Raw genomic sequence first — 13,805 nt, forward strand, 5'->3', positions numbered from 1 at the left:
ACAGAGTGAAAACAGACACCCTTTTCGCTTCACTTAAGTAACGTAAGTGGGTGATAAAATTGCTACACCCAGGCGCCGATGAACCTGCGACCCGCGGCTTCGCCGCCAAGGGGTCTTGGCCAGGTTATTTTTATTACCTTGAAACTTGAAGATAAAATGGTCGGTGAGACAGGATTTGAACCTGCGACCCCTTGTACCCAAAACAAGTGCGCTACCAAGCTGCGCCACTCACCGAAGAGAATACTTAGAAAATAATGGTGCGGAAGGAGAGACTTGAACTCTCACGCCGTGAAGCACTGGAACCTAAATCCAGCGTGTCTACCAATTCCACCACTTCCGCAAAAAAGTGGGGTGGACGATGGGACTTGAACCCACGACAACCGGAATCACAATCCGGGGCTCTACCAACTGAGCTACGCCCACCATTGAGGTGTTGAAGTATACATCAAAGTGATACTTACACAATCACTATCTCGCTTACACTTCCGGTACTTATTTTGCCATTTTAAAATGGCGCGTCCGGCAGGATTCGAACCTGCGACCCACGGCTTAGAAGGCCGTTGCTCTATCCAGCTGAGCTACGGACGCCCGGCGAATCTTCGCGTGCGAAAATAGTGGTCGGTGAGACAGGATTTGAACCTGCGACCCCTTGTACCCAAAACAAGTGCGCTACCAAGCTGCGCCACTCACCGACTGTAGCGGTGTGAACTTCACTACCGTTACGGGGGGCGCATATTACCGACTTGCCCCACCCCCGTCAAACACTTTTTTATGCAAAAAATTCATCCGCTCATTTGATCAGCAAATTGCTGCTTTTTTGATAGTTTTTACGGTTGAATGCAGCACAATTCGCAACGAGCTTTGGCATACATTTGAAAGATGTGTGAAAATAGCTGCAGTTCATTGTTTCCACTAAAAACCATAAGCTTCCACTATGACAGCCCATTTAATTGACGGTAAATTAATTGCCAAACAAGTTCGCCAACATGTTGCTTCCTATGTTGAGTCTTTAAACAATGCTAAAAAGCGTCAACCAGGACTTGCCGTGGTGCTCGTTGGACACGATGCCGCGTCACAGGTGTATGTAGCAAACAAGCGTAAGGCATGTGAAGAAGTCGGGTTTATCTCACGTTCCTTCGACCTCCCCTCAGATACCACTCAACACGATCTGCTTACGCTGATAGATGAACTTAACAACGATAAGGAAATCGACGGCATTTTAGTACAATTGCCCCTTCCGGCGGGATTGAATGCAGAGCAGGTGTTAGAGCGTATCGAGCCGCATAAAGATGTTGATGGCTTTCATCCCTACAACATTGGCCGCCTGGCACAGCGCATCCCTGCATTGCGACCGTGCACACCTAAAGGGATTATGACGATGATTGAAGCGACCAAACGTCCAATTAAAGGGCTGGATGCAGTTATCGTGGGAGCGTCAAATATTGTTGGTCGGCCAATGGGATTAGAACTGCTGCTGGCGGGCTGCACGGTGACCACATGTCACAAATTTACCCAAGACTTACGCAATCATGTCGCCCGCGCGGACTTGTTAGTGGTGGCTGTTGGTAAACCGAATTTTATCCCCGGCGGATGGATTAAACCAGGGGCCATTGTGATTGATGTAGGCATTAACAGAATGTCTGATGGGTCGTTGGTAGGTGACGTTGAATTTGACAAGGCCAAAGACAGAGCGGGTTGGATCACACCGGTACCTGGCGGCGTGGGCCCGATGACAGTGGCCAGTCTGATTGAAAATACGCTGGAAGCCTACGTTAAGTACCATTCATGACAGTTGATTCGATAAAACAGTGGCTGGATGAAATTGTGATAGGACAAAATTTTTGTCCTTTCGCTCGCTATGTTCGTGACAATCAACAAATCCGTTTTGTTGAAAACACTCAGGATACCCTCGATGAAGCGCTTCTTTCATTACACCAGGAAATTTTAACGCTGGAGTCAGATGAAGATGTTGCCACTACGCTGATTATTTTTTCGTCTGGTTTTACCGACTTCGATGATTATTTGGATTTGTTGACGGTTGCCAACGAACTACTTGATGAATGGGGCTACGCAGGCGAGTATCAGTTAGCCAGTTTTCACCCTGACTACTTGTTTGAGGGTGAGGCTGAGAGTGCCGCCAGTCATTATACCAATCGCGCTCCCTATCCGGTGTTACATATCCTGAGAGAAAGCGACGTTGAAAACGTATTGGCACACTGCCCCAACCCGGAAGCAATCTATGAAAATAATCAAGTCAGGGCGCATGAGTTAGGAGTAAAGTGGTTTAGGCAAAAATTATCAGCTTATCGTCAAAAATAATCACGCCGCTATTCATTTTCGGTTTCTTTAAGGCTGACAACATCGCCGCGCCCAATCATATAACTTTTGGAATTAAACTCTGACAATAAAAACACCCAATCGCTGACCCAACTGGGATTGTCAGGCATGCTGAACCACACTTTATGGCTGCCCGCTTCATTGGGTTGAGACAAGTAGGCGAATACCTGACTGCGATCGGTCAAGGTGAATGTGACATCACCAATAAGTTTTTCGCCCTCCCACTGATTCTCTACATAAGCAATCGCGTTGTCATAGTTTAACGACGTCAACTCCTGCACAGTCTGCTCGATAACCGTTGGATAAACGAGGTGTTCATTTTCCTGCAAGTCGGTAAGTTGCCAGGCACTGTCTATGGATTCCTGCGTTCTGACAAACTGCACCGGTTGATTGTCACGATAGCGCACTACCACCTTAACAACATCATCTGCTGTGAAAGGTAATACCTGCCTGGTTAACCAATCACCGGGGCCGGCCGGAAGTTGAAAAGCCTGATCCACGAGCAGGCTTTGACTATCCCCCGCCGTCCTCACGTAAGTACCTACACCGTTAGCAGCCTCATTCCCTACGATGACACGCCAACGGGTGTTTGTTCCTTGCAACAGTATGCGCGTCGATTGGGCATCCTTTTTCGTAATCTCCTCCACGCCCAGACGATGATAATATTCGGGATTGGCGGTTTTCGTTTCAATAACTTTCGCTCTACTCAGCGCATTTACCAGAGATGCCAAAGCGCCAGTGTCAACTGGAAAGCCCAATCGGGTATCCAGATGTGTGGCCTGCCATTGCCCCTGCTCTTTTCGTGCTTTAAATAGGGTTCCCGACGCATTCACCACTTCTATCTGTTGCACTGAAGCGCTTTGCGAGCTCAAATCCTCCAACCACAGCGATTGGGTTATTTGTTCGCTGTTGCTGGACTTAAATATCAGCCAATAAGCGGCCACCGAAGTGACCATTACTAAACTAATAAGAATAGCCAGTCGGATGTTCATAGCTCATCCTCCACCCAGTGTTTTCCTGCACGACGTCGCAGCATCCTGGCTGCAAGATACAGTAAGCAAACCAGCACCACTGGTGCTGCCGCGATGTTGATGAATTTTAAAAAATTACCCAATGCATCAATATCACGTTCAAGTTCATAACGAACTTCTCTTAATTTTTTTCTAATTTCCACACGCTGCTGGACAAACTCATCAATGGCATTTTGCTGCTCTTCCGAGATCACGACCGCGCCGGTTTGCTCTTGTTGAGTCTGTAACTGCGCAAGTTTCTCTTCAGTCTGTTGTAATTGTTGTTGCAGACGCTCCTCTTGCTCCCGGAAACGTCGTTCGGCAATAAGTTCTAAATCGTTAACGGTGGTGAAAGGCCTGACAAACGAACCTCTACTGCGGATACTGATGAGCGCATTGCTCCCCGCCATATTCTCTACCAGATTGGTGATAAAATCGCCGTTATTTGCAAAGGGCGTATACACTGGCTGACCAAAAAAATGACTTTGTTGGACCCAGTAACGGTCAGCTAAAATATCGGCGTCCGCCACTACCACCAGCTTTAATGCATTAGTATTGCTGACATGCGTTTGTTCCAGTGCAGAAGGGGCTTCGGTAAAAGCTGAGTTTGCTTTGCCCGTCACTTTCGCTGCTACAATATAGGAAGCAAATGTTTCTCCCATTTGTCGTTGCAGATCATCTGGTGAAGGCTGTTGCAGGTAAGACAGAGCCTCTATCTCAACAGCGTTCTCTGACGTGCTCAATAACGGTTGCAGCGTTAGCTCCGTGCCTTCGGTTAACGAGAGTGCCCCCACTGACGCACCATTAATTAATTCCAAGTTAGCAGTGGTCACTTCTTTACGATCAAGTTGTTCAGCGGTAAATCCTAAAATGCCCGGGTGCATCACAATTCCACCTGATGGCGCGCGAATATCCAGCCCCAGTTTGGCATCAAGTATAATATTATCTGAGAGCTTTACCCCCCAGCTGGACAGTAATTCCATTGAAGAACGGTTTGGCTCTAATGCCCCCATCATGGCGACCGGATCCGATTCGTAATGAGGGTCGACAAATGCAACCACTCTGCCGTTGTTCATTGCAAACTGATCGATGGCATAGGATAAACCTGACGATATATTTTTAGCGTGAGCCAACATCACCACATCAGTGTTGTCAGGAATGGTAGTGGTGCTGCCGGATAACAGCTCGACGTTGTAAAGTTGCGATAACTGCTCGAAAAACACCATGGAATCTGTATATTCACCCGTCATCGGATTTTGCCCACCGCTGACAGGTAAGTCAGTGATGAGGGCAATTTTCACTGGCTCGGGATCGCTAAGCTGGTAAATCAGTTTGGCAATTTCGTACTCTAAAAACTGTTCTTTCTGCGGATCAAAAAAACCAATGATAAATTGATCGTCAAAGGCGTTGGTCCCCGCCAGTCCGAGATAAACGGATTCACCAATCGCGCCAACACTGGCTGCAGTAAGACCAAATCGATTAGCCTGATCTTCAGCCTCAGAAAAGGGCTCCGGGTCAATCACTTTTAATACAATTTTACCGTTGGCAGTCTGTGCAAATTCCTTTAGTAAGCTCTTCACCCTGTCTGCGTAATTTCGCAGGCTGGTCATGCCCTTGCTGGTAGTATCCGAGAAAAAGAAATGCAACGTTACCGGTTCGTCGATTTCCTTGAGTACAGCTTTGCTTCCCTCTGACAGTGAATATACCTGATTCTCTGTCAAATCGACCCTGAATTGCCCAAAAAGCTGATTATTTACAATGACTAACCCCACAAAAAGAAAGGCCAGCAAAGTCAAACTTGCAATCGCGGAAATTCTGCTCATTTATTAGTCCGCCTTTTTTTGCTCAATAATTATCTGACAGCCGTATAACCACAGGCCTGTCAGAATCACAAAATAACCTACATCATTTAACGCCAGTACGCCCTTTGCCATGGCGTCGAAATGCGTTAAAAAACTGAATGAAGCTATGGTATCGATAACAAGGTTGCCCGCCCAGGGCTGAAACGCTTCAAGCACAATACCGGACCCGCACACCACAAACAAAAAGCAGATAACAATGGCGAGAATAAATGCAACCACCTGATTTTTCGTTATTGCCGACATGCACATGCTTATCGCTAGGAAAGCACCTGCCATCAGCCAGCTACCAATGTAGGCAGCAACGATTATTCCGTTATCGGGTGCCCCCAGATAATTCACCGTAATCCACAATGGAAAGGTCAGGGCCAGCGAAAGTGCTAATACGCCCCAGGCTGCTAGAAACTTGCCAATTACCGCTTCTGTTATGGTGATCGGCAGGGTCATTAACAGCTCAATAGTGCCCGAGCGGCGTTCCTCAGCCCAGCTTCTCATTCCGATTGCTGGCACTAAAAATAAATAAAGCCAGGGATGAAAATTGAAGAAAGGCAATAAGTCAGCCTGCCCACGGTCGTAAAAGTTGCCCACAAAGAAGGTAAAAATACCGCTTAACATAAGAAAAATAGCAATAAACACGTACGCCACCGGAGACGCAAAAAAACTACTGAATTCACGTCTCGCGACCAACCAGGAATTTCTCATGCTGCTGCCCCATTGGTTATTCTTCTAAACACTTCATCTACTCGGCCTTGCTCAACATACAGTGAATCAACTGGAAGTTTACGATGATGTATATAGTCGGTTATTCGTCCCAGAATATAAGTATCGGGTTCTGGAAACAGAGTAACTCTGCCTGTGATGCGATCAATTTCCATATCGGCAACGCCTTCTATTTCTGCCAGCCCGGAAATGTCAGCGGCATAACTTAAGGTCAGGCTGACGGCATGAAAATAGCGCGACTTTTGCTGCAACGCAGTAGGCGTGCCGTCGAACCGAAGCTGCCCTTTTGAGATAATGATCACCCGGTTACACACTGAAGTTACCTCTTCGAGTATGTGGGTAGAAATTATAACCAGCTTCTCTTGCGACAGTTTTCGGATTAACTCTCGGACGTGATGCTTTTGATTGGGATCAAGACCATCGGTAGGCTCATCCAGAATCAAAATTTGCGGATCGTGTATGATCGCCTGTGCCAATCCTACCCTGCGCTTAAAGCCTTTGGAGAGGTTTTCCACTGCACGATTTAACACTGACTGCAGTTCAAGTTGTTTAATCACATCACTAAGCCGCGCTCGCTTTTCAGCTCCTTTTAACCCACGCACGTCGGCAATAAAATGTAGAAACTGATAAACCGTCATATCACCGTAAACCGGCGAACCTTCTGGCAGATAGCCGATTTTCTTTTGCAACAGCTTAGCGTTTTGATCAATTGATAAGTTGTCAATTTTCACTTCGCCGCTTGTCGGCGGTAGAAAACCTGTCAACATTTTCATTGTGGTTGACTTGCCTGCGCCATTGGGTCCTAAAAAGCCAACAATATCACCAGGCGCAATTTCAAATGACAAATCGTCCACTGCAATAAATTCATCGAACGTGCGAGTCAGATGCTTAACCGAAATCATACGTAATGTCTTCCATTGTTTTCGTCGCAAATGTGAAGCTGCGCTTTTTTGAGTTCTCGACTCAAAAATTTAATAGTAAAGTCGCATATTGTGGCATAGACATAAAATTCAATCATCTGAAATTCAATGTTTGCTTATTATCCCATCGAAGAGGGGTTAACTGAAACAACTCTATGATCTGCAAAACGAAACCTAAACATGTCGATGATCGGTATGTCAGCTGTTCACTCTAAATGAGCGGCCAAATTAATATAATTTCCCTCTGAATATTGGTTACACTGCTAAAATATTCACAAAATTCTTATATTATGCACCCTCACTCAATTATACCCATTGGCGAAATTCACACTCCGTTTAAACAAAAGTTCGCCATTCCTCGTCAGCCAAACCTGGCCAATGCGCCGGGGTTAATTAAGTTTGATGCTGACGTTTTTCATCCCGATATGTTAAGAGGCATTGAGCAATTTTCTCATTTGTGGATAGTGTTCATCTTTCACCAGACGTTGGACAAAGGGTATAAGCCTTTGGTAAAAGCGCCGCGTTTGGGCGGTAATGAAAAAACCGGCGTATTCGCCAGTCGGAGTACTCATCGCCCTAACGGTCTGGGGTTATCAGTAGTGAAAAACGCCGGCATAAGCTTGAAGGGAGGCCAGACAGTGTTAAAGGTAAGCGGCGTCGACATTTTACACCGGACGCCTGTCGTCGATATCAAGCCCTATTTACCTTATGCTGACTGTATAAAAGATGCCGATGCATTTCTGGCTCAACCCACCCATATCCCCCATCGTGGTGTGCGTTTTTCAGAGATGGCCATCAAGGTGATTAAGCAACATACCCACACCTACCCGGATCTGTATGAGCTGATTAGCGATGTGTTAGCGCAGGATCCGCGTCCAGCCTATAAACAGTCGAACGAAAACGATGCCAAGGTATACAAGGTTCAATTATATCAATTTGACGTAGCCTGGCAGGTGACTAACGGCGAAGTGCTGGTCACTGATATCGTTGAGGCATAAATGTATTTTTATGCTTATCTGATACTGCTAGAATGAATAAAAATACTCTTACCAATAGGATGAAACGCGGGAATGCGCACGAGCCAATATTTATTATCAACGCAAAAAGAAACACCAGCCGATGCCGAAGTAATTAGCCACCAGCTTATGCTTCGTGCGGGAATGGTGAGAAAACTGGCTTCTGGCTTGTATACCTGGTTGCCTACCGGGTTAAGAGTTTTAAATAAGGTTGCCGAAATAGTTCGCGAAGAAATGAATAAGGCGGGAGCTCTGGAAGTGTTAATGCCTGTAGTGCAACCGGCAGACCTTTGGCAGGAGTCAGGCCGCTGGGACGAGTACGGACCAGAATTATTGCGCATCCAGGACAGACAACAGCGCGATTTCGTTCTCGGCCCTACTCATGAAGAAGTTATTACTGCGCTGGTGCGTAATGAAGTCAGCAGCTACAAGCAGTTACCATTGAACCTGTATCAGATCCAAACCAAATTCCGTGACGAAATCCGTCCTCGTTTTGGCATAATGCGTGGTCGCGAATTTACCATGAAGGATGCTTACAGCTTCCATCTACAGGAAGACTGTCTGAATAAGACTTATCAGGATATGTATCAGGCTTATTCCAATATTTTCAGCCGGATGGGGCTGGACTTCAGAGCCGTCATTGCCGATTCGGGCGCCATTGGCGGTAGCGTTTCACACGAGTTTCACGTGCTGGCAAAGTCGGGCGAGGACGCCATCGCGTTTTCCAATGAGTCGGATTATGCCGCCAATGTCGAGATGGCACAGGCGGTTAAACCAGAACTATCGGCAGAGGCGCGACGTGAATCCGCTGAGAAAGTTAAAAAATCTAATCAGCATTCGCTGGCAGAATTTTATGCCGAGCATGGTAAGACAGCAGCCGATGCGCTCAAAGTGGTTATTGTGAAAGCCGCAGCAGTCGCCGATGAAGAACATGATAATTGGATCATGCTGGTATTACGTGCTGACCATGAACTGAACGAGATCAAGCTGGAAAAAACGGGAAAAGTTGCCATACCGGTGGTGTACGCTGGTGAAGAGAAAGCTACCGCTTTGGTGGGTTGCAGCCCAACTTCTGCTAACCCTGTTGCAGCCAGCCTGCCTCTCATTGTGGATCACAGCGCCGCGGCGCTGACTAATTTTATCTGCGGTGCGAACGCGCCAGATATGTTTTTTACCTGCGCGAACTGGGATGCACAACCGGAATCTGTAGATATCCGCAATGTAGTCAGCGGTGATACGTCACCTGATGGCAAAGGCACGCTTGATATAAAACGAGGCATTGAAGTCGGTCATATTTTCCAGCTTGGCACTAAGTATTCTGAGGCCATGAATTGTGGTGTGTTGAGTGAATCCGGCAAACACCAGACGTTGATGATGGGTTGTTATGGTATTGGCGTGTCGCGCATTGTGGCCGCAGCAATTGAACAGAATCATGATAAGTATGGCATTATGTGGCCGGATGCTATCGCGCCGTTCAAGCTGGCTATCATCCCCATGAATATGCATAAATCTCACCGCATTATGGAAGTGGCCGAGTCACTTTATGACAAGCTGAAACAAGCCGGTATCGATGTGCTATTTGACGATCGAAAAGAGCGTCCAGGTGTTATGTTTAATGACATGGAATTAATTGGCATACCTCATACCATTGTCATTGGTGAAAGAAATCTGGACAATCAGCAAGTGGAATATAAGAATCGTCGAAGTGGCGAAAAGTCCTTGATAGATTTGGATAAGATTGAATCCTTTGTCGGGACGCTATAAAAAATAACAAGTAACAAATAATAGAAAGTTCAGCGCGCTATTGAGCGACTGGGAGGACGCATGCAGTTAACCTTTTATGGCGTAAGAGGCTCTATCCCCACTCCGGGTGCTGAGTATGTACGCTATGGTGGTAATACTGCGTGTGTTCATATCAGCCTTGAAGACGGTACTGATATCGTTGTTGATGCGGGTACGGGTATTCGTAATCTGGGCAATAAACTGATCAAAAAGCACACTCCCATTCATTTACTGCTTACGCACAACCATTGGGATCACATCCAGGGCTTTCCGTTTTTCAAACCGATTTACCAAAAAGACCGCAAGATCATTATCACTCCCGGCCAGACCACGCCCTATGAACCCGATCAAATCTTGCAACAAATGCAAGGATCTGTGTTTCCAGTACCAGCCAGTGCACTAGTATCTGACATCAGCTTTCAGCAATTCCCTGAAGAAACCAATACCTGGACACTTGGCACAGCCAGCATTTCTCGGCTTGCGATCAATCACCCCGGCAAGGGAAACGCATTTAGCATTATTGAGAATGGGAAAAAAATTGTCTATATGACGGATAATGAACTTTATCCGCCATATAAAAAAGAAAACGACTTTTTGTCGTTTGTAACTTTCTGCCAGAACGCCGATTTGCTCATTCACGATGCACAATACAATGCAGCGGATATGCCCGCCAAACTGGGCTGGGGCCACTCAGTAGCAGAAGAAGCGGTGAAGCTGGCCATTGCCGCAGACGTTAAGCAACTGGCACTTTACAGTCACGACCCTGAACGAACAGACGAAGCAATCGATAGGTTAGTGGAGCATTGCCAGAGTGTCATTTTGACCGCACAGTGTAATTTGCTGGTATTTGCTGCAGCTGAAGGTCAGAGCGAACATTTTTAATAAGATTAGCTCCCCCGGTTTTGCAATCACATCTTAAATGCAAGGCAGCGCGTTAACGCTACCTTGTGTTAAGCACTACTCCCACTCAATAGTAGCCGGCGGTTTACCTGAAATATCGTAAACCACTCTGGATATGCCATCTATCTCATTGATAATGCGATTTGATACCGTGCCTAAAAAGTCATAGGGTAAGTGCGCCCAGTGTGCGGTCATAAAATCAATGGTTTCCACCGCACGCAGTGAAACAACCCAATCATATTTACGCGCATCGCCCATTACGCCAACCGAGCGCACGGGCAAAAATACCGTAAACGCCTGTGAGACCTTGTGGTACAGATCAGCTTTATGCAATTCCTCAATGAAAATAGCGTCAGCCCGTCTGAGTAGATCGCAGTATTCTTTTTTAATTTCACCCAGTACACGCACGCCTAAACCAGGCCCCGGGAATGGGTGACGATAGAGCATGTCGTAGGGTAAACCTAACTCTAAACCAATTTTGCGCACTTCATCCTTAAACAGTTCGCGTAACGGCTCAACCAACCCCATCTTCATCTCTTCGGGTAGGCCACCAACATTATGGTGCGACTTTATTACATGAGCTTTGCCCGTGGCCGAGCCAGCAGATTCAATCACGTCCGGATAAATGGTGCCCTGAGCCAGCCATTTTGCATTGGTGAGTTTAGACGCCTGTTCATCAAATACTTTGACGAATTCGCGCCCTATAATTTTGCGTTTAGCTTCTGGCTCTGCTTCATCGGCCAGCGCGTCTAAGAATCGGTCTTCTGCATCCACTTTAATGATATTCAGGCCAAAGTGATCACCGAACATATCCATCACCTGCTGACCTTCGTTCAGGCGCAGTAAGCCATTATCAACAAATACACAGGTTAGCTTGTCGCCAATTGCCTGATGAATCAGCATGGCAGTAACAGAAGAGTCTACGCCGCCGGACAGACCAAGAATCACTTCATCATCGCCCACTTGCTGCTTGATTCGCGCCACTGCATCTTCAATGATGGCATCCGGCGTCCACAGCTTCTCGCAGCCACAAATATTCATAACGAAATGCGACAAAATACGCATTCCCTGACGGGTATGGGTCACTTCTGGATGGAACTGCACACCGAAGAATTGTTTTTCAAGATTTTGCATTACCGCGTGTGGACAGGACGGCGTTTGCGCAACCGTTTCAAACCCTGCCGGTATCGACTCAACTTTATCCCCGTGACTCATCCACACATCAAGCGTGGCATTGCCGTTAGCGCCGATATGGTCTTCAATATTTTCAAGTAGCGGGCTAGGTTTGGTAACTTCAACCTGAGCATAGCCAAACTCGCGAATATTAGAGCCCAGTACACTCCCGCCCAGCTGTTCTGACATAGTTTGCATGCCATAGCACACACCTAAAACAGGCACACCGGCATTAAATACGTATTCAGGGGCGCGGGGTGAATGTAATACGGTCACTGACTCCGGACCACCTGAAAGAATAATTCCCTGCGGATTAAACGCTCTAATTTGTTCTTCGCTGACATCCCATGCCCACATTTCACAGTACACGCCGATCTCCCGAATGCGCCGGGCGATAAGCTGGCTGTACTGAGAACCAAAATCGAGAATTAAAATTCGCTGGTCATGAATATTTGCGGTCATGTTTTCTACCTGAAGTATCTAAAAGAGACAGGCTGGTAATTAGCCAGCCTGTTAATAAAGTTAGTATCGTTGATAATTAACCTAAACGATAGTTGGGCGCTTCTTTGGTGATGCTCACGTCATGCACATGTGACTCACCCATCCCCGCCGATGTCACCTTAACAAAAGTCGCTTTGGTACGAAGATCATCTATTGTCGGACAGCCGGTTAGGCCCATCGCCGAGCGCAAACCACCCATTTGCTGATGAATGATATTGGCAATAGGTCCCTTGTAAGCGACACGCCCCTCGATCCCCTCCGGCACTAATTTTTCAGCGCTGTTAGGATCTTGGAAATATCGATCAGAGGAACCATGATTCTGGTTCATTGCACCCAGTGACCCCATACCACGATAAGATTTATAATAACGCCCCTGATAAAGCTCTACTTCACCAGGTGCTTCTTCAGTCCCAGCCAGCATACTGCCTACCATCACTGAGCTTGCACCTGCTGCCAGGGCTTTTGCAATGTCGCCTGAAAAGCGAATACCGCCGTCGGCGATCACTGGAATTCCAGTGTCTTTTAACGCTTCGACTGCATCGGCTACCGCACTGATTTGTGGAACACCACAACCGGTAACAATACGTGTAGTACAGATTGAACCCGGGCCTATACCCACCTTGACCGCATCAACACCTGCATCAGCCAGTGCTTTTGCACCTGCGGCGGTGGCGACGTTTCCGGCAATCAACTGCAAATCGGGATAAGCCGCTCTAACCTTTTTCACCCTCTCAATAACGCCCTGAGAGTGGCCATGCGATGTATCAATCAACAACACATCCACGCCCGCTTCTACCAACAATTTAATTCTTTCATCGGTGCCCGGGCCTACACTTACTGCAGCGCCAACACGCAAGCGGCCCAAGGAGTCTTTACAGGCGTTGGGTTTGTTTTCTGCTTTCTGAAAATCTTTAACGGTGATCAGGCCCTTCAACTTAAAGTTGTCGTCGACCACCAGAATTTTCTCTATACGATTGGCGTGCATCAGCTCTAGCACCTGGTCCGAATCTGCACCTTCTTTTACCGTGACCAGCTTTTCTTTAGGTGTCATTACATCGCTGATAGGCGCATCCTGACGGGTTTCAAAGCGCAGGTCGCGTCCGGTAACGATACCAATAAGGTTATTTTTACCGTCGGTAACCGGGAAACCTGAATAACCCATCCGCTTACTGAGTTGATTCACCTCACCAACCGTTGCGTCTTGCTTTACGGTAACTGGATCTGACACCACACCACTTTCATATTTTTTCACGTCACGAACGTGCTTAGCCTGCTGCTCCGGTGTCATATTTTTGTGCACAAAGCCTAATCCACCTTCCTGTGCCAGGGCAATCGCCAGATTGGCTTCGGTAACGGTGTCCATGGCTGCTGAAACCAGAGGAATATTTAAATCAACACCGCGCGTTAGTCGCGTTTTCAGATTAGCAGTATGAGGGAGAACGGAAGAGTGTCCTGGTACCAGTAACACATCATCAAATGTAAGAGCTTCTTGAACGATTCTGAGCATGCAACAACACCTATTTGGTAAAGGGTTAATTGCGGCGCAATTGTAGTGTTTTTTAATTATCAGGTAAACTCTATTTGTCT

At 46.9% G+C, this 13,805-nt stretch carries 11 protein-coding genes and 5 tRNA genes; 5 read left to right on the forward strand and 11 right to left on the reverse strand.

The window, feature by feature from the left end; all coding sequences use genetic code 11:
• Positions 1-157 precede the first annotated feature (157 nt).
• The 5 genes from HCJ96_RS02955 to HCJ96_RS02975 all read right to left on the reverse strand — a co-directional run bounded on the left by HCJ96_RS02955 (position 158) and on the right by HCJ96_RS02975 (position 692).
• Positions 158-234, reverse strand: a tRNA-Pro gene (locus HCJ96_RS02955).
• A 21-nt stretch (positions 235-255) separates the two neighbouring features.
• Positions 256-340: transfer RNA gene (locus HCJ96_RS02960), tRNA-Leu, on the reverse strand.
• Positions 341-347: 7 nt separating this feature from the next.
• Positions 348-423, reverse strand: a tRNA-His gene (locus HCJ96_RS02965).
• Between the two features lie 88 nt (positions 424-511).
• Positions 512-588, reverse strand: a tRNA-Arg gene (locus tag HCJ96_RS02970).
• Positions 589-615: 27 nt separating this feature from the next.
• Positions 616-692: transfer RNA gene (locus HCJ96_RS02975), tRNA-Pro, on the reverse strand.
• 242 nt (positions 693-934) lie between these two features.
• On the opposite strand from HCJ96_RS02975, the gene folD reads away from it, so the two are divergent.
• Both folD and HCJ96_RS02985 read left to right on the forward strand, forming a co-directional pair.
• A complete protein-coding gene (gene folD, locus HCJ96_RS02980; protein ID WP_169209561.1) occupies positions 935-1,789 on the forward strand; it encodes a bifunctional methylenetetrahydrofolate dehydrogenase/methenyltetrahydrofolate cyclohydrolase FolD in 855 nt (284 codons plus the stop codon).
• Entirely contained in the window at positions 1,786-2,319 is a 534-nt protein-coding gene (locus HCJ96_RS02985) for a DUF1415 domain-containing protein (RefSeq protein ID WP_169209562.1), read from the forward strand. Before folD ends, HCJ96_RS02985 begins: the two co-directional genes overlap by 4 nt.
• Positions 2,320-2,327: 8 nt before the next feature.
• On the opposite strand, the gene HCJ96_RS02990 is transcribed toward HCJ96_RS02985, so the two are convergent.
• Genes HCJ96_RS02990 through HCJ96_RS03005 form a run of 4 tightly spaced genes read right to left on the reverse strand, consistent with a single transcriptional unit; the run spans position 2,328 to position 6,828 of the window.
• A complete protein-coding gene (locus HCJ96_RS02990; RefSeq protein WP_169209563.1) occupies positions 2,328-3,329 on the reverse strand; it encodes a DUF4340 domain-containing protein in 1,002 nt (333 codons plus the stop codon).
• Positions 3,326-5,170, reverse strand: a complete 1,845-nt coding sequence (locus HCJ96_RS02995) for a GldG family protein (protein ID WP_169209564.1) — start codon at positions 5,168-5,170, stop codon at positions 3,326-3,328. Before HCJ96_RS02995 ends, HCJ96_RS02990 begins: the two co-directional genes overlap by 4 nt.
• A gap of 3 nt (positions 5,171-5,173) precedes the next feature.
• Positions 5,174-5,908 carry an ABC transporter permease subunit gene (locus tag HCJ96_RS03000; RefSeq protein ID WP_169209565.1) on the reverse strand — a complete coding sequence of 245 codons (735 nt, stop codon included), beginning with the start codon at positions 5,906-5,908 and terminating at the stop codon, positions 5,174-5,176.
• The gene (locus HCJ96_RS03005; protein WP_169209566.1) at positions 5,905-6,828 is read right to left on the reverse strand and encodes an ABC transporter ATP-binding protein; all 924 of its coding nucleotides are present in this window, start codon (positions 6,826-6,828) and stop codon (positions 5,905-5,907) included. The genes HCJ96_RS03000 and HCJ96_RS03005 overlap by 4 nt, the downstream gene beginning before the upstream one ends.
• Positions 6,829-7,136: 308 nt before the next feature.
• On the opposite strand from HCJ96_RS03005, the gene tsaA reads away from it, so the two are divergent.
• The 3 genes from tsaA to HCJ96_RS03020 all read left to right on the forward strand — a co-directional run bounded on the left by tsaA (position 7,137) and on the right by HCJ96_RS03020 (position 10,526).
• On the forward strand, positions 7,137-7,844 hold the full coding sequence (gene tsaA, locus HCJ96_RS03010) for a tRNA (N6-threonylcarbamoyladenosine(37)-N6)-methyltransferase TrmO (RefSeq protein ID WP_169209567.1): 708 nt from the start codon (positions 7,137-7,139) through the stop codon (positions 7,842-7,844).
• Between the two features lie 72 nt (positions 7,845-7,916).
• A complete protein-coding gene (locus tag HCJ96_RS03015; protein WP_169209568.1) occupies positions 7,917-9,626 on the forward strand; it encodes a proline--tRNA ligase in 1,710 nt (569 codons plus the stop codon).
• 60 nt (positions 9,627-9,686) lie between these two features.
• Positions 9,687-10,526 carry an MBL fold metallo-hydrolase gene (locus tag HCJ96_RS03020; protein ID WP_169209569.1) on the forward strand — a complete coding sequence of 280 codons (840 nt, stop codon included), beginning with the start codon at positions 9,687-9,689 and terminating at the stop codon, positions 10,524-10,526.
• Between the two features lie 75 nt (positions 10,527-10,601).
• On the opposite strand, the gene guaA is transcribed toward HCJ96_RS03020, so the two are convergent.
• Both guaA and guaB read right to left on the reverse strand, forming a co-directional pair.
• A complete protein-coding gene (guaA, locus tag HCJ96_RS03025; RefSeq protein WP_169209570.1) occupies positions 10,602-12,179 on the reverse strand; it encodes a glutamine-hydrolyzing GMP synthase in 1,578 nt (525 codons plus the stop codon).
• A 76-nt stretch (positions 12,180-12,255) separates the two neighbouring features.
• Positions 12,256-13,725 (reverse strand): IMP dehydrogenase, encoded by a 1,470-nt coding sequence (gene guaB / locus HCJ96_RS03030; protein ID WP_169209571.1) that lies wholly within the window; start codon positions 13,723-13,725, stop codon positions 12,256-12,258.
• Positions 13,726-13,805 lie beyond the last annotated feature (80 nt).

Source organism: Alteromonas ponticola, from assembly GCF_012911815.1.
Taxonomy (GTDB): Bacteria; Pseudomonadota; Gammaproteobacteria; order Enterobacterales; family Alteromonadaceae; genus Alteromonas; species Alteromonas ponticola.